Below are 21208 nucleotides of genomic sequence, written 5' to 3' on the forward strand. Positions count from 1 at the left end.
TGCCTTTCGGTGCTGTCGGGCACCATCTGCCCGACAGCACCGAAACTCCTCGCCGCAGCCGGCCTCCACGGCCACGAATACGCGCTCGACGCCATCGTCGCCGCCACCGCACTGGCCTCCCCCTCCCCCGTGTCCGTCCTCACGTCGGACCCCGAGGGCCTCCTGATGCTGTGCGGAACCGGCGTACATGTGATCAAGATCTGAGGTCCAGCCCCTGCCGCCGTGCGGGCCGCTACCTCCTGGCGATCAGCCAGACGGCCAGCGCGATCACCGCGAGCGCCACGAGGGAGGCGGCGACGATCTTGCCGGTGCTGTACGGGCGCTCGCCGACCACCTCTCCGGTGCGGGCGTTCACCGTCACCTGCCAGGTCCGCCCGGCGTGCAGGTAGGTCAGGAACCACACCGGGAGCAGCAGCAGCTTGAAGGTGACGTCGGAGTAGTGGGTGTCGACCGACTCGACCCGCTGCTCGTCGCCGCCGATGTCGCTGCGGCAGTCACCCTCGATGACCTCGGCCATCCGCTGTTTGGCCGTCTCCAGGCCCGCCTCGGGCTCGATGTCGTAGCGCACCGTCTGGAAGCCCGCCAGGTACTCCTCCTGGTAGGGCCTGGCCTCCTCCAGCGGCCAGGGCGTGAGCTTGTCGAGCTGCTTGGCGGTGACATGGCCGGTGCCCGGGACCAGGACGTCGTCGAAGTCGCGGGACACCGTTCCGGAGGCCGGGTACCAGCGGGTGTGCCGCACCTGCTCGGTGACCGTGCGGGTCTCGCCGTTCTCGGTGACGGTGCGCGTCACGGTCTCGTAGTAGTACTCACCGCGCCGGCCCCGGTAGTCGGAGACGGTGGCCGCGTCGTACGTCCAGTGGGGCAGGTAGCTGCCCTTGAAGGACTCCGCCTCGGTGACCTTCTTCAGGTCCTTGGGGGCGAACCAGCGCGAGGACGTCCAGGTGCGCAGCGCCTCCCGGGCCCCGTCGCGGTCGAGGCCGAAGGGCACGACGGCCTCGGGGACGACCCGCTCGGTGGCGCCGGCGTCGGCCACCAGGGGCGTGGCGCAGAACTGGCAGCGCACGGAGAGCGTGTCGCTCTCGGTGCGGGCCCCGCAGCCGGGGCAGACGAAGGTGTTCACGGAGCCGGGCCCGGCCTGCGGCTTGGCGGGGAGGGCCGCCAGCTCCTGGATCGGGTGCTCCCGCACCGCGCGCTGCACGGGCACGATGGCCTGCTGGTGCGCGCAGTAGGGGCAGCGCAGCGCGTCGGTCCCCGGGGCGTACTCCACGGTGGCACCGCAGGCCTCGCACGGGTACGAGCGGGCGGCGGTGGCCTGGTCCTCGGTCATGGTCGTCGTCCCCGCCCGCTCAGGCCTGGGGCGGCAGCGGCGGCGGGACGCTGCCGAAGAGGCGTTCGACCTCCGGGACCTGTTCGGCGGGCAGCCAGCCGGACATGCCGTTCTGCCAGACCAGGGTGGTCCGGGCGAGGGTGCCGGCGCCGATCAGGCCGGTCAGCGCGGCGGTGTCGTACGGGCCCTGCTGGGCGCCGCCGACGCCGATGAACCACTGCTGCTGGGGCAGCGGCGGCGGGGCGACCGGAGGGGCGGCGGGCGCGGGGGCCGGGGCCGCGGCGGGCTGCTGCGGGGTGAGGCCCTCCGCCATGCGCCGGCCGAGGGCCATGCCGACGCCCAGTCCGACGCCCTCGCCCGCGGCGCCGGGATTGCGCGCGGCGTCGCCGATCGCGTCGGCCGCCTGGAGCTGGGTGTACTGGTCGAGGTTGCCCACGATCCCCATCCGGGAGCGGGCGTCGACCGCGGCCTCGACCTCGGGCGGCAGCGAGATGTTCTCGATGATGAACTTGGGCACGGCGATGCCGACCGGGGCCAGCTCCTCGGTGAGGGCGGCCGACAGCCTGGCGCCGAGCCCGTCCTGACGGGTGGCCAGGTCCAGCATCGGCACCCCGGCCGTGGCCAGGGCGGTCGCCAGTCGCCCGACGATGAGCTGCCGCAGGTACTCCTGCACCTCCTCGGTGCGGAACTGCGGGTCGGTCCCTGCCAGTTCGCGCAGCAGCGCGGCGGCGTCCACGACGCGGGCCGCGAAGGCGCCGAAAGCCCGCAGCCGCACCATGCCGAACTCGGGGTCGCGGACGATGACGGGGTTCTGGGTGCCCCACTTGAGGTCGGTGAACTGGCGGGTGGTGACGAAGTAGACCTCGGCCTTGAACGGCGAGTGGAAGCCGTACTTCCAGCCCTTCAGGGTGGACAGCACCGGCAGGTTCTGCGTCTCCAGGGTGTAGGTGCCGGGCGTGAAGACGTCGGCGATCTGTCCCTCGTTGACGAAGACCGCCGTCTGCGACTCGCGGACGACGAGCTTGGCGCCCATCTTGATCTCGTTCTCGTAGCGCGGGAAGCGCCAGACGATGGTGTCGCGGCTGTCATCGGTCCACTCGATGATGTCGATGAACTCACCGCGTATACGGTCCATCAGTCCCATGGCCCGCCCCCGTTTCCTCTGCTTTCGGCTCACTTCGCGACCGCACGATAGCAATCGCCGCCGCCCCGGGGGTCCGGCACCTGATCGAACCTGTTCCCCCGGGGGCTACCGCACGGTAACCGTTCTTCCCTACGCTTCCGCGCAACTCGACTAAGAACAAGGGGAGTTGGTCATGAGCGGGACGAGAAGACTGGCGGGCTTACTGGGTGCGGTGGCGCTCCTGACGGCGGTCCCGGGCAACGCCCGCGCGGCGGAGCCGACGTTCGCCGGTACGACGGCGATCGGTACGCACAACGCGTACGAGAAGGCCAAGTACACCTACTTCGCGCAGGCGCTGGACTCCGGGGCCTCGCTGCTCGAGATCGACGTCTACACCGACCCGCTGACCCGGCGCTGGCGGGTCAGCCACAGCAATCCGCTGGGCAACAACAACAACTGCGAGGCCGCGAAGACCCCCGGCGAGCTGTACGGCAAGAGCCGCGACCAGGACCTCGGGAGCTGCCTGGACAACATCGCCGCCTGGCACCAGCTCCACCCCGACCACCGGCCCATCGTCTTCAAGATGGAGATGAAGAACGGCTTCAACGCCACTCTCGGACTCGGGCCCGCCGCGTTCGACACCCTGGTGCGGCAGAAGCTCGGCGACATGGTCTACAAGCCGTCCGACCTGCTGGACGGGAAGCACGCGTCGCTCGACGCGGCCGCCAGGGCCGACGCCTGGCCGTCCCGGAACGCCCTGACCGGCAAGGTCCTCTTCGAGCTGATCCCCGGCACCGTGGAGCAGGCCAACCCCTTCGACCACTACTGGACCGACCAGGAGTACGGTGACCACCTGCGCGACCTGTACGCGGCCGGGAACATCGCCTCCGCCCAGGCGTTCCCCGCCGTCCTCGGCGCCGCCGCCGGCGACCCGCGCGCGAGCCGCTACGACGCCTCGATCCGCCCCTGGTTCGTGTTCTTCGACGGTGACGCGGCGACCTACGCCACCAAGGGCTACGACACGTCCTTCTACTCCCAGAACCACTACATCCTGATCACGACGGACGCGGCCCAGGTCGCCCCGGCGATCTCCTCGACCGACCCCACGGACGCGGAGGTGGCCGCCCGTCTGTCCCTCCTGGCCGGGCAGCACGCCAGCCTGATCACCTCGGACTGGTCGGCCAAGTCGGCCGCCGTACTGGGTTCGGTGGCTCCCCGGAGCTGATGTTCGGACGCCCTGGAGGGATCGCCCGTACCAGTTGTGGGGCAGAAACCGACCAACGACTCCTCCCCCACGGCACCTTCAGGGAGTGCGCATGCTGCACGGCATCGATGTGAGCGCCTACCAGTCCTCCACCTACGGCACGAGCGGCCTCTCCTTCGTCTTCATCAAGGCGACGGAGGGCCGCACGTACGTCAACTCCAAGCTCAGTGCCCAGACCAAGCACGGCCGTGACGCCGGTCTCGTGGTCGGCTTCTACCACTTCCTGTGGCCCGGCAACATCACCGCGCAGGCGGAGTACTTCGTCTCGCAGGCGCCCGAGAAGGCAGGCGACATCCTCGCCGTCGACTGGGAGACGACCGGCGAGGGCACGCACGCGACCAACGCGGAGAAGGACGCGTTCATCCGCGCGGTCAAGTCCCTGCGCCCGCACAACCGGGTCGTTCTCTACACGAACAGGAACTTCTGGCTCAACATCGACACCACCTCCTACGCGGGCGACGGCCTGTGGATCGCCGACTACGTCGCCGCCGGGGAGCCCCGGATCAAGGCGAAGTGGCTCTTCCACCAGTACACCGACGACCCGCTGGACAAGGACGTGGCGAACTTCGCCGGCGCGACCGCGCTGCGGCAGTGGGCGGCCGTCTGAGCCGGGAGCGCCATGCGGTGCCGTGCCGATGACGCCGATCTTCATGTCCTGCTCGCCCTGCCTCTCCGGTTCGTGTCCGGCACGGCTTCCGCAGGTGAGTCGGAACCCCGGGAGCGGCGCCGGATATTTCCGTCCCGGTGCCGCCCGGGTGACGCGCGTCACCGGCAATGCCCGGCATGATCACACAACCGTGGACGGGTCCCGCGGGTCTACTGAGCGAGTCGTCCCGCCCCCGGGGGCGGTGGCTCCACTTCTCTCGCTCCTCACGAAGGACATCGCGGATCCGCTATGGGTAGACCTCGCTACATCTGGGGTACGGCTGCCGTCGCCACGGCAGGGATCGTCGGAGGGCTCTTACTGACCACAGGCTCCGATCAGCCGGGCAAGGGCAGCGACGCTGACGGCAAGCAGGGTCCCGTCACGAGCCAGGCCCGCACGGCCGGGCTGACGGCGAGCGAGCACGGCACCAGTGCCGCTCTGAAGCAGGAGCGGACCGAGCCGTTCAGCATGCTCGGCATCACCTGGAACGACCCCTCGGCGCGGGTCGACGGCACGATCGAGGCCCGCACCCGCGCGGCCGGGTCCGGCCAGTGGTCGCAGTGGCTGCGGCTGGACGGCAGCGGCGGTCAGGGCGAGGCGGCCGCCGAGCGCGGCGGCACGGAACCGGCCTGGGTGGGCCCCTCCGACGGCGTGGAGGTGCGGGTCACCGCGGGCGGACGCACGTCCGACCGGCTGCCCGCCGGGCTGCGCCTGGACATGATCGACCCGGGCAGGGCAGCCACGGGCGGCACGGGAGCGATGGAACCGGCGGCCTACGCCGTCGACGCGCCCGACGATCCGTCCGAGTCGCCCGACCCCACGGCCGGCCAGCCGGCCGACACTCCGCCGGAGGAGACACCGGCCGGCGACGATCCCACCACGGAGCCGGTCGAGTCCGGGATTCCGGCCGAGTCCACCCCGCCGGCCCAGGTGCCGAGTTCCTCCGCACCGGCCTCCCCGCCCCCGTCCACAACCCCCAGCCCCAGTGCCACCGGCCCCAAGGCTCCCCCGTCCGCCGCGCCGCGGCCGGCGATCGTGTCGCGGGCCGGGTGGGGCGCCGACGAGAAGATCAGCCCCGAGCAGCCCGATTACCTGCCCGGCGGCAAGGTCAAGGCGGTGGTGGTCCACCACACGGCCGAGAGCAACAACTACACCTGCGCCGACGCCCCCGCGGTCGTCCGCGGCATCTACGCGTACCACGTCAAACAGCTGAAGTGGAAAGACCTCGGCTACAACTTCCTCGTCGACAAGTGCGGCACGGTCTACGAGGGCCGCAAGGGCGGAGTGGACCTGCCGGTGATGGGCGCCCACGCCTACGGCTTCAACTCCGAGACCACCGGCATATCCATCCTCGGCACCTACACCGACGTCGCCCCGAGCGACGCGGCGCTGACCTCGGTCGCCCGGATCGCCGCCTGGAAGCTGGGGCAGTACGGCGTGGACCCCGCCGGCACGGCGACCCTCACCGCCGGTGACAGCGGGAGCAACTACGCCCGCAAGACCTGGGCCAAGGGCGCCAAGATGAGCCTGCCGGCCATTCACGGGCACCGTGACGGCTTCAATACCCAGTGCCCCGGCAACGCGTACTACGCCAAGCTCCCCACCGTCCGTGCCTGGGCCGCCGGCCCCGTCACCGGGCTGGCGATCAAGTCCGTCACCGGTGCGGGCCTGTCCGGCACGACGTACTACACCAAGGGCGCGCTCACCGTGAGCTGGACGGCGACCACCCCGTCCGCGCTGATCAGCGCGTACGAAATCCTCGTCGACGGACAGCCGGTGACCAAGGCCGCCGGAACCGCCACCTCGGCCAAGGCCACGCTGACGCCCGGCAGCCACCAGGTGCAGGTCCGCGCCACCCACCAGTCCGGGAAGACGGCCGTCTCGGCGGCGGCCACGGTGGTCGCGGAGACCACCGCACCGACCTTCCCCACCAAGCCGGCCCTGGCGCTGCGCGCGGGGACGGTGAACACGACCGCGGTCCCGGTCACCCTGAGCTGGAAGGCGGCCGACAACACCGCGCTGAAGGAGGTCAGGCTCACCGCCCCGGCCGCCGCCACGTACGGTCCGACCGCGACCACCGCCGCCCTCACCGCCACGTCCGGTGCGGCGACCACCTGGTCCCTGACCGCGTACGACCAGGCCGGCAACACCGGCACGGCCGCGGTGTCCGGCACCCCGGTCCTCGTCCAGGAGACGGCCGCGACGAAGACCGGCACCTGGGCGGGCAAGTCCTCGGCCAGCTACCTGGGCGGCCAGTCCTTGGGCAGCTCGGCCAAGAACGCCTCCCTGACCTGGACCTTCACCGGCCGCTCCGTGGCCTGGCTGGTCTCCCGCGCGAGCACCTCCGGGCAGGCCGACATCTACATCGACGGCACCAAGGCCGCCCGGGTCGACCTGAAGTCGGCGACGACCAAGTACCGCGACGCCATCTGGGCCAAGAACTGGCCCACCAGCGCGAAGCACACGATCAAGATCGTGGTCGTCGGCACCGCGGACCGCCCCGCCGTCACCACGGACGGCATCGTGTACCTCAAGTAGCACCACCCCGTACGTGCCCGGCGCCGCCCCACACCGTCGCCGGGCCCGTACGGCCCCCGCGGTCAGCAGTTCACGCGGGCGCGGAGAGCGGCGATCGCCCAGGCGAACTCCCTCTCGTACGTCGGAGCGGACGTGCCCTTCAGGGTCGCCAGCAGCTCGCGGTAGCGGGCGAGCCTGGTGTTGTGGGACGCCTCCAGGCGTGCGAGGACGGCCACGTGGTCGGCGTTGCCGAGGAGGTCGTCCAGTACCGCGCCGGCTTCGGGTGCCTCCGGGGCCAGGCCGCGTTCCAGGGCCTGGCCGGTCAGCTGGACGAGCCGCCTGGCGAACCACATGGACGCCCCGGCGGGCGTCTCGTGGCCGCGGTCGGAGGCGTTGAACTCGGCCGCGCTGCGCATCAGGGCCCGGAACTCCGGGTCCCGCACCAGCTCCGCCAGCTCCACCCAGGCGTCGACCTGCTCGGGTGTCGGGTCCTCGGGCAGGTCCATCGCGGTGCGCCGCATACGTTCCCGGATCTCGGGATCGGCGGTGTCGAGGCCGTGGAACATCTCCTCCACGAACTCCTCCATGATCCGCCTGCGTTCGGCCGCCGACAGCCGGGCCAGTTTGTTCATCAGGGTCATCTCCTCCGCACTCGAGCCGCGCCGGGCCACGGTCGACAGCACCGCCCGGGTCACCTTCAGGGAGCGGATCTGCGCGTCCAGCGCGGCCACGTGGGCCGCCGCGACCTCCGCGACCGTCCGCTCCCCCGCGAGCACCCCGCGCACATCGGCCAGGCCGAGGCCCAGCTCGCGCAGGGTGCGGATCAGCTCCAGGCGGGCGACGGAGGCCGCGTCGTAGAGGCGGTAGCCGCCCGTCGAGCGGGCCACCGGGGGCAGGGCGCCTTCGTCCGACCAGTAGCGGATGGTGCGTACGGTCAGTCCGGTGATCCGAGCCAGCTCGCCGATGGTGAGAAGGCCGGTGCCGTCTTCGGTCATGTCGGCGAGTGTGGACCCTCCAGCGACTGGAGACTCAAGGCGAGTGCGAGGGTGTGGTCCGCCGCCGCGGACGAGTGGTGATCACGCGCGGCACGATCCCGGTTCCGCGGCGGCGGACGGCGGATCGTCACCCGGCCATGGCGCGTCCGGGCCATGGCGACCGGTGCCGACCCGCCGCGGGTCAGCGGAAGACGCCCGTGTGGCCCAGTGAGTAGCGGCCCGGCTGGGGGTACACCGCGAGGCCGTGGGGGCCGTTGCCGACCTTGATGCGGGCCAGTTGGGCGCCGGTGCGGGTGTCGATGGCGTACACCTCGGAGTTGTAGCGGCCCGACAGCCACAGCACCTTGCCGTCGGCGGAGACGCCGCCCATGTCGGGGCTTCCGCCGTTCGGCAGGCGCCACTTCTTGGTCAGCCTGCCCTCGGCGAAGTCGAAGACGGAGATGGTGCCCTCGCCGCGGTTGGAGACGTACATCTCGCGGGAGTCGCGGCTGACGTACAGACCGTGCGCGCCCTTGCCGGTGGGCAGGAAGTCCGGCTTGCCGAAGGTGTCGCCGTCAAGGATCCACAGCCCGTTGGCCACCATGTCGGCGACGTAGAACCTCTTGCCGTCGGGCGAGATCTTCACGTCCTGCGGCATGGCGCCGCGGACGTCCAGCTTCTGCCGGCCGACGACCTCCATCCGCGCGGTGTCGACCTTGAGCAGTTCGCCGCTGAACTCGCAGGAGACGATGAAGTAGCGGCCGTCCAGGGAGAAGTCGGCGTGGTTGACTCCGGAGCAGGTGACCGGGACGGCCTTGGCCGTCTTCATGGTGTGCGCGTCACGGAAGACGAGCTGGTGGTCCTTGGAGGCCATGACGACGGCGTACTTGCCGTCGGGCGTGAAGTAGAGGTTGTACGGGTCGTGCACGTCGACCGGCTTGCCCGCCTTGCCGGTCCTCGGGTCGATGGGCGTCAGGGAGTTGCCGAGGTCGTTGTTGACCCACAGCGTCTTCAGGTCCCAGGACGGCACGACGTGCTGGGGCTGGTGGCCCACCGGGATGGTCTCGATGACCTTGTACGTCGCGGGGTCGATGACCGTGACGGTGTTGGAGTTGGTGTTCGGGACATAGACGCGGGACGGGAAGTCCTTGACGACCGGGGAGAGTTTGCCCGGGCGGTCGGCGGCGTAGACGTCGGCCGGGTCGAGGACCGGCGGCATGCCGGGCAGCACGTCGGCGGCCTGCTGCTGTTCGGGCCGTACGGGTTCCTTGCTGCCGAGGCCTTCGTCGGCGTGGTTCTTCGAGCCCCCGCCGGTGCAGGCGGACAGCGCGGTGAGCGCGAGGCAGGCGGCGCCGGCGGTCAGGGCCCGGGCGAATCGAGTGGGTGACATCAGCTCAGCAGCTCCGTGGTGGTGACCGCGTGGAGGCCGCGGCGGTCGAGTTCTCTGAGTACGTCGGGAAGGGCGGCGACCGTGTCCGGGTACCCGAAGTGCAGGCTCACCACGGATCCGCTCCGTACCTCCGCCAGGACCTTGCGGGTGACGGCCTGGGCGCCGGGCCGGGTGTGGTCGAGTGAGTCGACGTCGTAGGACAGCACGTGCGGGTACCCGGCCGCGCGGGCCAGCCGCTGGACCAGCGGGGAGGCGGTCGGGGCGCGCGAGGGGCGGAACCAGGTGCCGATCGAGCCGGTGAGCCGCTTCAGCCGGTCCGCGCAGCCGGTGATCTCCGCGCGGGCGCCGGCCTCCGCCATGTCGTTGACGGCCACGTGGCGCTGGGTGTGGTTGCCGAGGTCGTGGCCGCCGTCGAGGATCCGGCGGGCGAGCTGCGGATACTGGTCGAGCCAGGTGCCGACGGCGAGCACGGTGAGGCGCGCGCCGTGCTCCTCGGCCGCGGTGAGCAGGCCGCGGGCGGTCTCGGGGTCGCCCTGGCCGTGGAAGGTGAGGGCCACGCGGGGCCGGTCGCGCGGGCCGTGGGTGATCTGCGCGGGCTGCCGGGGGAAGGCGCGCGGTGCGGGCGCGGCCCGCGGGGTGGCGGCGGGCGGGGACTCGGCGGAGGGGGCCGAGGACGCGGCGGAGGACGCGGCGGCGTGGGGGGCGGCACCGGTGGAGGAGCACCCGGCGGCGAGCCCGGCACCGGCGACGAGCCCGGCACCGGTCCGCAGCACGCCGCGGCGGTCGGTCGTGGTCACCCGCACCATTTAAGAGGCGAAGGGCGGGAAAACGGGTGATTCACACGGATGGACGCGAGATGAGCGTCAGTCAGTCGACCGGCCGGCGGTCAGCGGTCGGCCACGCGCATCTCGAACCAGGTCGTCTTGCCCCGCGGCAGCAGATCGACGCCCCAGCGGTCGGACAGCTTGTCGACGAGGAACAGTCCGCGCCCGCTGACGTCCAGCTCCTGCACGGGCATCAGACAGGGCAGCCCCCGGGAGGGGTCGCGGACCTCGACGCGGAGCCAGCCGCGGCGGCGGCGCATGCGCAGACCGAAGACGCGGGCGCCGGTGTGCCGCACCGCGTTCCCGACGAGTTCGGAGACGAGCAGGACGGTGTCCTCGGCCAGTTTCGGGGACAGTCCCCACTGGCGCAGGACGACGACCTGGGTGATCCTGCGGGCGATGGCGGCGGACTCGGGGAGGGACGGGAGCGGAACCTCGCACTCCGTCGGGTTGCCGTGCGACTCCAGCGCTTCGAGCGCCCGTTCGTCCTCGACCGCGGGCGACCAGCGCGCCGCGGTCGCACGTGACTGTCCCCGCGGCTGTCCGATGCCTTCCAGCCCCGACATGCCCCCATCATGGCCGTCCGGCGCCTCCGGCGGGGTCGTTCCGGCGGAATGCGCCCCTCGGGCGCCTTTCGCGCACGGCTTGCGAACGGCAGGCGCCGGTGACACTTCGGGTCCGTCAAAACCCCCGTCGACCTGGGCGGACGGATCGGCTGGAGGCAATCGACCGGCTCCCTCGGCAAGGCAGGCTTGAAGCTGGCTCAAGGCTGCCACAAACCGCCCGCCGAGGGGCCCGAATCAGACGTCACGTCAATTGCAAGGCCGCGGGGGGAGGATTCACCTGCTCTGTTGCGAGGAGGGCCCGGCGTTCACGCTGGATAGGAATCGCATCCTGTGACAGCGGCGCGGAGTGCCACCGCATCCGGATTACGGTGCGCGGGGCGCCCTGACGGTCTGCCCGGCGGAGCCGGTCGAACGCGAACACGTGTACCGGCATGCGCTGGTCGAGGTGATCGCATCGGGAGTGGGATGCGACTGTTCGGGTGTCGTGCGTACGGTCGCATGGTGGGTGCCGAGTGATCGGGGGTGACGGGCATAGCGGCGGTGCGGGAGACCGAGAGGGCGGGGCACGCCCGGTACACGTACCGGTTACGGGTGTCGGCCACGGCCCAGGCGGGGCTGGAAGGGGAGTGGGGGCGCTGCCGGTGGCTCTGGAACGAGTGCGTGGCCCGTTCCAGGAAAGCCCACGCCAGGGGTGAGGCGTGCGGTCCGGCGCGGCTGGACCGGATGCTGACCCGGGCCCGCGCGGTGACACCGTGGCTGGCCGCAGGTGCCTCGGTGCCGCAGCAGCAGATCATCCGCGACTTCGCCGCATCCCGTACAAGGGCACTCAAGGACATCAAGGACCGGCTGCCGCTGAAGCGGCGGGCGGGAATGCCCCGGCACAAGAGGAAACGCGGGGCCGATCCGACGCTGAACTGCACCCGGCGCGGCTTCCGGCTCAAGGACGGGCACCTGCACCTGGCGGGCGGGATCGTCCTGACCGTGGTGTGGTCCCGTCCTCTCCCGGCCGAACCCTCCTCGGTGCGCGTCTACCGCGACCATCTCGGCCACTGGTATGCCTCGTTCGTCGTCCCCGCCCCGCTTCAGCCACTCCCGCCGACTGGTACGGTGATCGGAATCGACTGGGGAGTGAGGGAGACCGCCACCACCACCTCCGACGCCCACGACCTCCCCCACCCGCAGCACGGCCAGAAGTCCCAGGCCAAGCTGGGCCGGTACGACCGGATGATGGCCCGCCGCAGGCCGAAGAAGGGGCGGGCCGCGTCGAAGGGCTACCGGGAGGCGAAGAGGTGGCGGGCGAAGACCTACGCGAAGATCGCCCGGCAGCGCCAGGACACCGCCCGTAAGTGGGCGAAGAAGGTCGTGCGCGACCATGACGTGATCGCGGTGGAGGACTTCCGGCCCAAGTTCCTCGCCAGGACGTCGATGGCCCGCAAGGCTGCCGATGCCGCGATCGGCGCCACCAAGCAGGCCCTGATCGAGATGGGCCGCAAGCACGCGCGGGATGTGCGACTGGTGCATCCCGCGCACACCACCATGGACTGCGCGCGCTGCGGAGCGAGAACCAAGCACGCACTGCCGCTGTCAGAACGCACCTACACCTGCACCGCGTGCGGAGCCGTCTGTCCCAGGGACAAGAACTCCGCCCGCGTGATGCTCGTCCGGGCAGGTCTGGACCCGGCTGGTGCCGAGGGCGCAAGACCTCCAGGAGCGCCGCTCCAGGAGGCAGCCTGAGCCAGGAATCCCCCCATCGGGGAGGGAGCAGTCAAAGGAACTTCGCCTTGCCGGGGCCCTCCTCGACGAAGCTGCGCATGCCGCGCTCGCGGTCCTCCGTGGCGAACAGGCCCGCGAACCAGTTGCGCTCGATGGCGAGCCCGGTCTCCAGGTCCGTCTCCAGGCCGGCGTCGACCGACTCCTTGGCGGCGCGCAGCGCGATCGCGGGCCCCCGGGCGAGCCGGGCGGCCCAGGCGTGCGCCGCCTCGTACACCTCGGCGGCCGGCACCACGCGGTCCACCAGGCCGATGGTGAGGGCCTCGTCGGCCTTGACCTGACGGCCCGTGAAGATGAGGTCCTTGGCCTTGGAGGGGCCGATCAGCCGGGACAGCCGCTGGGTGCCGCCCGCGCCCGGGATCAGGCCGAGCAGGATCTCCGGCTGGCCGAGCTTGGCGTTGTCGGCGGCGATGCGGTAGTCCGCGCAGAGCGCGAGCTCGCAGCCGCCGCCCAGCGCGTAGCCCGTGACCGCGGCGACCACCGGCTTGGGGATGCGGGCCACGGCGGTGAAGGAGTCCTGCAGGGCGCGGGCCCGCACGACCATCGCCGCGTGGTCCATCACCTGCATCTCCTTGATGTCCGCGCCCGCCGCGAACACCTTCTCGCCGCCGTAGATCACCACGGCGCGCACGTCCTCGCGGCGGGTGGCCTCCTCGGCGAGCTCCCTGATCCGGTCCTGCGTCGCGACGTCGAGCGCGTTCATGGGCGGGCGGTCGAGGCGCAGCGTGCCGACGCCCTCGGCGACTTCCAGAGATACGGTCATGAGGGCAGGTTAACGTCCACTAACGACAACCCGCCCGGTGCGGTCGGTCACACCGGGCGGGGCCGTAGCGGAGGCGTCGGAGGAACGGTCAGGCCTTCCAGTCCTCCCAGGACATGTTCCAGCCGTTCATGCCGTTGTCCGGGGCCACGGTGCGGTCCTGGGAGTTCTTCACGACGACCACGTCGCCGATCAGCGAGCGGTTGAAGAACCAGGCGGCCGGCACCCCGCTGTCGTAGCCGCCGCGCACGTCGCGCAGGCCGACGCAGCCGTGGCTGGCGTTGTAGTTGCCGAAGGCGCCGCCGCCCCAGTAGTTGCCGTGGATGAAGGTGCCGGAGTCGGTCAGGCGCATGGCGTGCGGGACGTCCTTGATGTCGTACTCGCCGCCGAACCCGACCGTCTCGCCGTTCATGCGGGTCACCGTGAGCTTCTCGGTGATGACCATCTGGCCGTTCCAGGTGGCGGTACCCGGCGCTCCCGCGGTGATGGGGATGGTCCTGACCACCTTGCCCTCCCGCATGACCTTCATGGTGTGCTTCTTGGCGTCGACCACGGAGACCTGGTTGCGGCCGATGGTGAAGGAGACCGTCTTGGTCTGCTTGCCGTAGACGCCGGGACGGCCCTGGACGCCGTCGAAGTTGAGCTTGACGGTGACCTTGGTGCCGGCCTTCCAGTAGTGCTCGGGCCGGAAGTCGAGCCGGTCGTTGCCGAACCAGTGGCCGGAAACGTCGACGGCCGGCTCGGTCTTGATCTCGATCGCCTTCTCGACGGCCTTCGGGGCCGTGATGCCCCGGGTGAACCGGAGGGAGAACGGCATTCCGACGCCGACGGTGGAGCCGTCCTCGGGCGTGAAGTGCCCGACGAAGGTGTTCTGCGGCGTCAGCGTGGTGAAGCTGGAGTCCTCGGCCGCCTCACGGCCCGCGGAGTCCTTGGCGACCGCGTGCACCGTGTATTTGGTGGAGGCGGCCAGGTGGAGGTCCGGGGTCCACGAGGTGCCGTCGGCGGATATCCGCCCGGCTATCGCGGTGCCCTTGCCGTCCTTGACGTCGACCTGGGTGAGCTTGCCCTTGCTCGCGCCGACCTTGAGTGCGCCGCTGGTGTCGACGGACTCGGCGCCGTTCTTGGGCGCGATGGTCACGACCGCCTGCGACTGCTCGCTGCGGGCGCTTTCGGCCTCCTTGTTCTTCCCCGTACTGGATGCCGCGCCCTGGGTGTCGCCCCCGCCGCAGGCGGTGACGGCCAGGAGCAGCACGCCGGAAGCCAGCGCGAGCAGCCCCTTGCTCCCCCGTCGCCCCCGCGCGCCCACCGACGCCCCCGATATCGGCCGCACGTTCACTTGTTTCTCCCCTCCCCGGGCCGGCCCCCGACCCGTACCCCAGCGCGCCGTACGCGCTCTGGCGCATATTAACCACAAGGTCAGAGGCGAGATGTCAGACAATTGTCACTGTTCCGTCCCAACTTCAACGACCGCCGGAAACAACCCTCTTGTCTCGAAGCAGGCCCCACCGGATCACTTCACCGCGCCGCCCTTCTCCAACCCTCGGTACGGCGGCCGGTGCGGCCCCCATGCGCCGTGTGCGCCCGGTTACGTGCCTCACGGGCCGCCCGACGACCGTCGTGCCCCCGGGAAACGTGAGTGCGAGGCAAGCTCTGGGCAGAACAGTGGGGAGGCCCGCGCGACGGGGAGCCGCGACCGGGGGTCAGCCGCAGGGGGGCGGGGCCGGAGGCGGGCACGAGCCGCAGAGAGCCGCACAGAGTCGCAGAGAGCCGCAGAGAGCCGAATAAAGGGGCCGCCCTGGTGTCCAGCGCAGCCGAACAGGAGGCGGTGGCGGGCGGGCGCGCCACCGGGGAGGGGCGGCCGTCCGCCGCCGTGAACGGCGCGCGGCGGGCCGCGCCGCCGCCGGGCGTGCCCGTGTGGCCGGGTGCGCCGACACCGCTGGGCGCCCGTTTCCGGGCGGGCCCGGACGGGGCGGCCGGCACCGGCTTCGCGCTGTGGGCGGGCGGGGCGGAGGCGGTCGACCTGTGCCTGTTCGACGGTCCGGGCCCGGACGCCAGGGAGACGAGGGTCCGGCTGACCGAGCTGACGCACGAGACCTGGCACGGTTTCATACCCGGGATCCGGCCGGGGCAGCGCTACGGCTACCGCGTGCACGGCCGTTGGGACCCGTGGACGGGCGCCCGCTGGAACCCGGCGAAGTTGCTGCTCGACCCGTACGCGCGCGCGGTGGACGGCGAGTTCCGGCTGCCGCCGGAGGTCTACGGGCACGTACGCGACTGGCCGGACCAGCACGTGGCGGACACCGTGCGCGACGAACGGGACTCTGCGCCGTACGTGCCCAAGGGCGTCGTCGTCCACGATGACGACGACTGGTCCGACGACCGCCGCCCCGGCACGCCCTGGGCGGACTCGGTGATCTACGAACTGCATGTGCGGGGCTTCACCAGGCTGCACCCGGGGGTCCCCCAGGAACTGCGGGGGACGTACGCGGGTCTGGCCCACCCGGCGGCGGTCGAGCACCTGGTGAGGCTGGGCGTGACGGCGGTGGAACTGCTGCCGGTGCACCAGTTCGCGCACGAGGACCATCTGCTGCGCCGCGGCCTGCGCAACTACTGGGGCTACAACTCGATCGGCTACTTCGCCCCGCACGCCGGCTACGCCTCCTCCGGCACCGCGGGAGCGCAGGTGGGCGAGTTCAAGCGGATGGTGCGCGCCCTGCACGCGGCCGGGATCGAGGTGATCCTCGACGTGGTCTACAACCACACGGCGGAGGCCAACGAGTACGGCCCGACACTGTCGTTGAAGGGCGTCGACAACCAGCGCTACTACCGCCTCCAGCCGGACGCCCGCAGATACGCCGACTACACCGGCTGCGGCAACACCCTGCACGTGGTCCAGCCCAACGTGCTGCGCCTGATCACCGACTCGCTGCGGTACTGGGTGACGGAGATGGGCGTGGACGGCTTCCGCTTCGACCTCGCCGCCGCGCTGGCCCGCGCGATGCACGACGTCGACATGCTCTCGCCGTTCCTCGCGGTCATCGCGCAGGATCCCGTGCTGCGCCGGGTCAAGCTGATCGCCGAGCCGTGGGACGTCGGCTCGGGCGGCTACCAGGTGGGCGCCTTCCCTCCGCTGTGGACGGAGTGGAACGACCGCTACCGCGACACGGTGCGGGACTTCTGGCGGCACGCGCTGCCGGACGTGCGGGAGATGGGCTACCGACTGTCCGGCTCCAGCGACCTGTACGCCTGGGGCGGCCGCCGCCCCTACGCCTCCGTCAACTTCGTCACCTCGCACGACGGTTTCACCCTGCGCGACCTGGTGTCCTACGAGCGCAAGCACAACGAGGCCAACGACGAGGGCAACCGGGACGGCACCGACGACAACCGGTCCTGGAACTGCGGGGCGGAGGGCGAGACGGACGACGAGCGGGTGCGGGCGCTGCGGCGCCGGCAGCTGCGCAACCTCGTGACCACCCTGCTGCTGTCGACGGGTGTGCCGATGCTGGTCGCCGGCGACGAGCTGGGGCGCACCCAGGGCGGCAACAACAACGCCTACTGCCAGGACAACGAGACGGGATGGCTGGACTGGAGCCTGCTCGAGGACCCCGGCTGGCGGGAGTTGTCGGAGCTGACCGCCCGTCTGATCGCGTTGCGCCACCGGCATCCGGTGCTGCGCCGCCGCGCGTTCTTCTCGGGGCGCGCGCACTCGGCGGACGGGCTGCGGGACCTGGCCTGGTTCACCCCGTGCGGCACGGAGATGACGGAGCAGGACTGGTACGCCCCCGCGGCCACCCTGGGGATGTACCTGTCCGGCCGGGACATCCCGGGCCGCGACGAGCGCGGTGCCCCGATCGTCGACGACAGCTTCCTGGCGGTGCTGCACGCCGGGGACCGCCCGGTGGACTTCGTCCTGCCGGGGCCGCCGTGGGCGCGGCGGTACGAGGTGGTGGTGGACACCTCACGGGAGGACCAGACGCGGACGCCGGGCGAGGAACACGCCCCGGCCGCCGCGATCAGAGTGCCGGCGAGGTCCGTACTGCTGCTCAGGGTCGTGGACTAGGGACGCCGTCGACGACGGTCCGGCCGCCGTAGGACTTGCGCGGTTCGCTCACTTCGATGACGGATGTGGCACCAGGATCCCGGCGGACGGGGCCCGCGCGCATCGCCCGGCGCGCTCGAAGCCGTATCAGCCGATCGGTTGATGCGGCCCTACGACCGGACCGGGCCCGACGTGGTTCCGGCGGTCGAAGACGCAGGTCGTAGGACCAGCGGCGGAGTCCGCTCCGGTCAAAACTCGGTGGGCGGCGCCGGTGCCGGTCCGTAGGCTCGCCCGTGATGCCCACGACACCTGACACCCCCGAGGACCGTACCGGCCCCGACGGTCCGACCGGCCGTTCGGCCGTCCGCACCCTGCTGCGCCTGTGGCCCTATGTGCGGCCGGTGCGCATACGGCTGTTCATCGCCGCGTCCACCGCGATCGTGGCCTCCTGCGTGGGGCTGGTGATCCCGCTCGTCCTGAAGTGGATGGTGGACGGGCCGATCGCCGGCCGGGATCCGCGCGGCGTGTGGCTCGGCGCGCTGTACCTGCTGCTGCTCGGGGTCGGGGAGGCGCTGCTGTTCGGGCTGCGGCGGTGGCTGGTGGCGCGGCCGCTGTCGCACGTCGAGGCGGAGATGCGGGCGGACCTGTACGGGCATCTGCAACGGCTGCCGGTCGCCTTCCACGACCGGTGGGCGTCGGGGCAGTTGCTGTCCCGGGGCACGACGGACCTGATGCTGCTGCGCATGTTCCTCGCCTTCCCGCTCATGTTCCTGCTGGTCAACGGGGTCACCATCCTCGTGGGCGTGGTCATCATGCTGATGCAGGACTGGACGCTCGGACTGGTGATGCTGGCGCCCGCCGTGCCGCTGATCGCCTTCAGCGCGGTCTTCGAGAAGCGGTACGCGCACGTGGCGCGGCTGGCGCAGGACCAGGTCGGGGATCTGACGACGGTGGTCGAGGAGAGCGTGCTCGGCATCCGCGTCATCAAGGGGTTCGGCAGGCACCGCAGCCAGGCGCGGGCGTTCCGTGACCTGTCGCGGACCCTGCGGGGCACGGAGCTGCGCAAGGCCCGGCTGCTCGCGGCCATCTGGACGGTCATCATGACCCTGCCGGAGGTGGCCATCGGGGCCACGCTGGTGGTGGGCTCGGTGCAGGTCGCCTCCGGCGGACTCTCGGCGGGGACCCTGGTCGCCTTCCTGTCCACGGCGCTCGCCCTGCGCTGGCCGGTGGAGTCGATCGGCTTCCTGCTGGCGATGAGCCAGGAGGCGGCGACGGCGACCGAGCGGTACTTCGAGGTGATGGACGCGGAACCGGAGTCGGAGAGCCCGGCGGCGCCCGCCGCGCGCACGCCCGGGCCGGCCGGCGGCTCGGACGGCCAGGCGCACGGGGGACTCCGCTTCGACAACGTCCGCTTCCGCTACCCCGACGCCCCGCCCGGATCCCCGCCCCTCCTGGACCGCATCGACCTGCACATCCGCCCCGGTGAGTCGATGGCCCTGGTCGGGGCGACCGGCAGCGGCAAGACGACCCTGACGGCGCTGGTCCCCCGCCTCCACGAGGTGACCTCGGGACGGATCACGCTGGACGGCGAGGACATCACCGCGATGTCCCGCGAGGAACTGCGCACGATGGTCTCGGTGGCCTTCGAGGAGCCGACCCTGTTCTCGGCGAGCGTCGGCGACAACGTCCTGATGGGCGCCGACGGCAGCGCCGGGGACGCCGAACTGGACCGCGCGCTGTCCGTCGCCCAGGCCGGCTTCGCGCACGCCCTCCCCCAGGGCACCGCGACCCAGGTCGGCGAGCAGGGCCTCAGCCTCTCCGGCGGTCAGCGGCAGCGCCTCGCGCTGGCCCGTGCCGTCGTCGGAGGGCCCCGGTTCCTGATCCTGGACGACCCGCTGTCCGCCCTGGACGTGCACACCGAGGCGGCCGTGGAGGCGGCCCTGCGCCAGGTGCTGACCGACACCACCGCCCTGATCGTGGCGCACCGCCCCTCCACGGTCCTGCTCGCCGACCGGGTCGCCCTGCTCTCCGGCGGCCGGATCACCGCCGTGGGCACCCACCACGAACTGCTGCGCACCAACGCCGAGTACGCCCATCTGATGTCGGGCGGACGCTCGCCGGAAGAGGAGGACGACGAGCGATGACGGCCCCCGCGAAGCCCGCCCCGGCCACCGGCGACGAGCAGGACCCACCGCGCCCCGAGGACACCGGCGACCCCTTCGACCGCGACGTCCTGCCCACCCCGCCGGGCGCCACGTCCGCCCTGCTGCGCTCCCTGCTGGCGCCCATGAAGGCCCGGGTCGCCGGCACCACGCTCCTGCTGCTGCTCCAGCAACTGGCCGTCCAGGCGGGCCCGCTGCTCGTGGCGTACGCGATCGACACCGCCGTACCGGCGTTCCGCGATCACGACCGCGGTCCGCTGGTCGCGGTGGCGGTCGGCTATCTGCTGTGCGCGCTCGCCTCCGGCGCGCTCCAGTGGGGGTTCATCGTCGCCTCGGCCCGGGTCAACCAGGACGTGCTGCTGGATCTGCGCGGCCGGATCTTCCGCCAGGGGCAGGCGCTCAGCGTCGACTTCCACGAGCGCTACACCTCGGGCCGGCTGATCTCCCGCTCCACCACGGACGTGGAGTCGCTGCGCGAACTGCTCAGCGAGGGGCTCCAGGAACTCGTCACGGTCGTACTGTCCTTCTTCTGCATCTCGGCGATGCTGCTGTGGCTGGACCTGAGTCTGGGCGCGGTGGCGGTGGCGTCCTTCGTGCCGCTGCACGTGCTGGTCCGGGCGTACCGGCGGCGCGCGGGGCGGGTGTTCCAGGAACGGTCGACCGCGATCGCCGCGGTGATCGTGAAGTTCGTGGAGACGATGAACGGCATCCGGCCGGTGCGCGCGTTCCGCCGCGAGGCCGCCAACGACGCCGGTTTCCGGATCCTGAACCGGCACCACGAGCGCACCAACGGGGACGCGCTGCTGGAGATGGCCCGCTATGTCGTCGGCTCCCGGCTGGTGGCCAACACGGCGGTCGCGGTGATCGTGCTGTGGGGCGCCCACCGGGTGGCGGACGGCTCGCTGGAGCTGGGCGTGCTGGCGGCGGCGGTGCTGTACCTGCGCCGGCTGTACGACCCCATCGACCGGCTCGGCATGTTCCTCAACTCCTACGAGTCGGCTGCCGCGTCGCTGGAGAAGATCGCGGGTTTGCTGGCGCAGACGCCGTCGGTGCCCGAGCCGTCGGCGCCCCGGCCGCTCCCGGCGCCGAGGCCGGACCTGCCCGGCCGCGAGGTGGTCTTCGACGGGGTCGGCTTCGGCTACCGCACGGGTGGCGAGGTGCTGCCCCGCTTCGAGCTGGTCGTTCCGGCCGGGCAGACCGTCGCCGTGGTCGGCTCCACCGGCGCGGGCAAGTCCACGCTGGCCAAGCTGCTGGCCCGCTTCTACGACCCCTCCGAGGGGCGGGTGCTGCTCGACGGGGTGGACCTGCGCGAACTCGCCGTGTCCGAACTGCGGCGCGGGGTGGTCATGGTGACGCAGGAGGCCTTCCTGTTCTCCGGCACGGTCGCGGAGAACATCGCGATCGGTCGCCCGGACGCCACCCGTGAGGAGATCGAGCAGGCGGCGAAGGCGATCGGCGCGCACGACTTCATCAGCGCCCTGCCCGACGGCTACGACACGGACGTACGCAAGCGGGGCGGCCGCATCTCGGCGGGCCAGCGGCAACTGGTGTCCTTCGCACGGGCGTTGCTCGCCGATCCGGCGGTGCTCATCCTCGACGAGGCGACCAGCTCGCTGGACGTCCCGGGGGAGCGGGCGGTGCAGACGGCGATGGCCACGGTGCTGCGGGGGCGTACGGCGGTGGTGATCGCCCACCGGCTGTCCACCGTGGAGATCGCCGACCGGGTGCTGGTGATGGAGCACGGCCGGATCGTGGAGGACGGCGCCCCGGCCGAACTCGTCGCGGGCACGGGCCGCTTCGCGGATCTGCACCGCGCCTGGCGCGACAGCCTGGCCTGAGGGGACGG

Annotated in this window: 15 protein-coding genes and 1 pseudogene; 8 read left to right on the forward strand and 8 right to left on the reverse strand. The window is 71.7% G+C overall.

The window, feature by feature from the left end; all coding sequences use genetic code 11:
- Positions 1-36: 36 nt before the first annotated feature.
- Positions 37-204, forward strand: a pseudogene (locus ACIOWN_RS29660) (DNA-binding protein); the annotation flags it as partial.
- Between the two features lie 28 nt (positions 205-232).
- Here the strand turns inward: ACIOWN_RS29660 and ACIOWN_RS29665 are convergent.
- Together ACIOWN_RS29665 and ACIOWN_RS29670 are read right to left on the reverse strand one after the other, a co-directional pair.
- The gene (locus ACIOWN_RS29665) at positions 233-1327 is read right to left on the reverse strand and encodes a hypothetical protein (protein ID WP_362354301.1); all 1095 of its coding nucleotides are present in this window, start codon (positions 1325-1327) and stop codon (positions 233-235) included.
- A 19-nt stretch (positions 1328-1346) separates the two neighbouring features.
- Entirely contained in the window at positions 1347-2462 is a 1116-nt protein-coding gene (locus ACIOWN_RS29670) for an SPFH domain-containing protein (protein WP_362354303.1), read from the reverse strand.
- A 181-nt stretch (positions 2463-2643) separates the two neighbouring features.
- Between ACIOWN_RS29670 and ACIOWN_RS29675 the strand changes: the two genes are divergently transcribed.
- From ACIOWN_RS29675 to ACIOWN_RS29685, 3 genes are all read left to right on the forward strand, one after another.
- Positions 2644-3675, forward strand: a complete 1032-nt coding sequence (locus ACIOWN_RS29675; protein ID WP_362354305.1) for a phosphatidylinositol-specific phospholipase C domain-containing protein — start codon at positions 2644-2646, stop codon at positions 3673-3675.
- Positions 3676-3766: 91 nt separating this feature from the next.
- Positions 3767-4321, forward strand: coding sequence for a glycoside hydrolase family 25 protein (locus tag ACIOWN_RS29680; RefSeq protein WP_362354307.1), 555 nt, complete (start codon positions 3767-3769; stop codon positions 4319-4321).
- Between the two features lie 288 nt (positions 4322-4609).
- Positions 4610-6898 carry an N-acetylmuramoyl-L-alanine amidase gene (locus ACIOWN_RS29685; RefSeq protein WP_401983827.1) on the forward strand — a complete coding sequence of 763 codons (2289 nt, stop codon included), beginning with the start codon at positions 4610-4612 and terminating at the stop codon, positions 6896-6898.
- Between the two features lie 62 nt (positions 6899-6960).
- Here ACIOWN_RS29685 and ACIOWN_RS29690 read toward each other — a convergent pair whose 3' ends face one another.
- The 4 genes from ACIOWN_RS29690 to ACIOWN_RS29705 form a co-directional block, all read right to left on the reverse strand.
- A complete protein-coding gene (locus ACIOWN_RS29690; protein WP_401983828.1) occupies positions 6961-7872 on the reverse strand; it encodes a MerR family transcriptional regulator in 912 nt (303 codons plus the stop codon).
- A gap of 181 nt (positions 7873-8053) precedes the next feature.
- Positions 8054-9241, reverse strand: a complete 1188-nt coding sequence (locus ACIOWN_RS29695) for a hypothetical protein (RefSeq protein ID WP_401983829.1) — start codon at positions 9239-9241, stop codon at positions 8054-8056.
- A complete protein-coding gene (locus ACIOWN_RS29700) occupies positions 9241-10047 on the reverse strand; it encodes a polysaccharide deacetylase family protein (RefSeq protein ID WP_362354316.1) in 807 nt (268 codons plus the stop codon). The genes ACIOWN_RS29695 and ACIOWN_RS29700 overlap by 1 nt, the downstream gene beginning before the upstream one ends.
- Before the next feature lie 80 nt (positions 10048-10127).
- Entirely contained in the window at positions 10128-10631 is a 504-nt protein-coding gene (locus ACIOWN_RS29705; protein ID WP_362354318.1) for an ATP-binding protein, read from the reverse strand.
- Between the two features lie 531 nt (positions 10632-11162).
- On the opposite strand from ACIOWN_RS29705, the gene ACIOWN_RS29710 reads away from it, so the two are divergent.
- Positions 11163-12365 (forward strand): transposase, encoded by a 1203-nt coding sequence (locus ACIOWN_RS29710; RefSeq protein WP_362354341.1) that lies wholly within the window; start codon positions 11163-11165, stop codon positions 12363-12365.
- Positions 12366-12396: 31 nt separating this feature from the next.
- Here the strand turns inward: ACIOWN_RS29710 and ACIOWN_RS29715 are convergent, their stop codons facing one another.
- Both ACIOWN_RS29715 and ACIOWN_RS29720 read right to left on the reverse strand, forming a co-directional pair.
- The gene (locus ACIOWN_RS29715) at positions 12397-13164 is read right to left on the reverse strand and encodes an enoyl-CoA hydratase-related protein (RefSeq protein ID WP_326804192.1); all 768 of its coding nucleotides are present in this window, start codon (positions 13162-13164) and stop codon (positions 12397-12399) included.
- 88 nt (positions 13165-13252) lie between these two features.
- Positions 13253-14497 carry an Ig-like domain-containing protein gene (locus ACIOWN_RS29720; RefSeq protein WP_362354320.1) on the reverse strand — a complete coding sequence of 415 codons (1245 nt, stop codon included), beginning with the start codon at positions 14495-14497 and terminating at the stop codon, positions 13253-13255.
- Positions 14498-14959: 462 nt separating this feature from the next.
- Here ACIOWN_RS29720 and glgX point away from each other — a divergent pair, with 462 nt between their 5' ends.
- From glgX to ACIOWN_RS29735, 3 genes are all read left to right on the forward strand, one after another.
- Complete coding sequence (glgX, locus tag ACIOWN_RS29725; protein ID WP_401983831.1) at positions 14960-17221, forward strand: glycogen debranching protein GlgX; 2262 nt, start codon at positions 14960-14962, stop codon at positions 17219-17221.
- A gap of 275 nt (positions 17222-17496) precedes the next feature.
- Complete coding sequence (locus ACIOWN_RS29730) at positions 17497-19344, forward strand: ABC transporter ATP-binding protein (RefSeq protein ID WP_362354324.1); 1848 nt, start codon at positions 17497-17499, stop codon at positions 19342-19344.
- Positions 19341-21200, forward strand: coding sequence for an ABC transporter ATP-binding protein (locus ACIOWN_RS29735; protein ID WP_362354326.1), 1860 nt, complete (start codon positions 19341-19343; stop codon positions 21198-21200). Before ACIOWN_RS29730 ends, ACIOWN_RS29735 begins: the two co-directional genes overlap by 4 nt.
- Positions 21201-21208 lie beyond the last annotated feature (8 nt).

The organism is Streptomyces sp. NPDC087787, assembly GCF_044743035.1.
Classification (GTDB): Bacteria; Actinomycetota; Actinomycetes; order Streptomycetales; family Streptomycetaceae; genus Streptomyces.

Coding starts and splice junctions, on each gene's coding strand:
- ACIOWN_RS29665 (WP_362354301.1), bottom strand. CDS start 1,327: ATGACCGAGGACCAGGCCACCGCCGCCCGCTCGTACCCGTGCGAGGCC.
- ACIOWN_RS29670 (WP_362354303.1), bottom strand. CDS start 2,462: ATGGACCGTATACGCGGTGAGTTCATCGACATCATCGAGTGGACCGAT.
- ACIOWN_RS29675 (WP_362354305.1), top strand. CDS start 2,644: ATGAGCGGGACGAGAAGACTGGCGGGCTTACTGGGTGCGGTGGCGCTC.
- ACIOWN_RS29680 (WP_362354307.1), top strand. CDS start 3,767: ATGCTGCACGGCATCGATGTGAGCGCCTACCAGTCCTCCACCTACGGC.
- ACIOWN_RS29685 (WP_401983827.1), top strand. CDS start 4,610: ATGGGTAGACCTCGCTACATCTGGGGTACGGCTGCCGTCGCCACGGCA.
- ACIOWN_RS29690 (WP_401983828.1), bottom strand. CDS start 7,872: ATGACCGAAGACGGCACCGGCCTTCTCACCATCGGCGAGCTGGCTCGG.
- ACIOWN_RS29695 (WP_401983829.1), bottom strand. CDS start 9,241: ATGTCACCCACTCGATTCGCCCGGGCCCTGACCGCCGGCGCCGCCTGC.
- ACIOWN_RS29700 (WP_362354316.1), bottom strand. CDS start 10,047: ATGGTGCGGGTGACCACGACCGACCGCCGCGGCGTGCTGCGGACCGGT.
- ACIOWN_RS29705 (WP_362354318.1), bottom strand. CDS start 10,631: ATGTCGGGGCTGGAAGGCATCGGACAGCCGCGGGGACAGTCACGTGCG.
- ACIOWN_RS29715 (WP_326804192.1), bottom strand. CDS start 13,164: ATGACCGTATCTCTGGAAGTCGCCGAGGGCGTCGGCACGCTGCGCCTC.
- ACIOWN_RS29730 (WP_362354324.1), top strand. CDS start 17,497: ATGCCCACGACACCTGACACCCCCGAGGACCGTACCGGCCCCGACGGT.
- ACIOWN_RS29735 (WP_362354326.1), top strand. CDS start 19,341: ATGACGGCCCCCGCGAAGCCCGCCCCGGCCACCGGCGACGAGCAGGAC.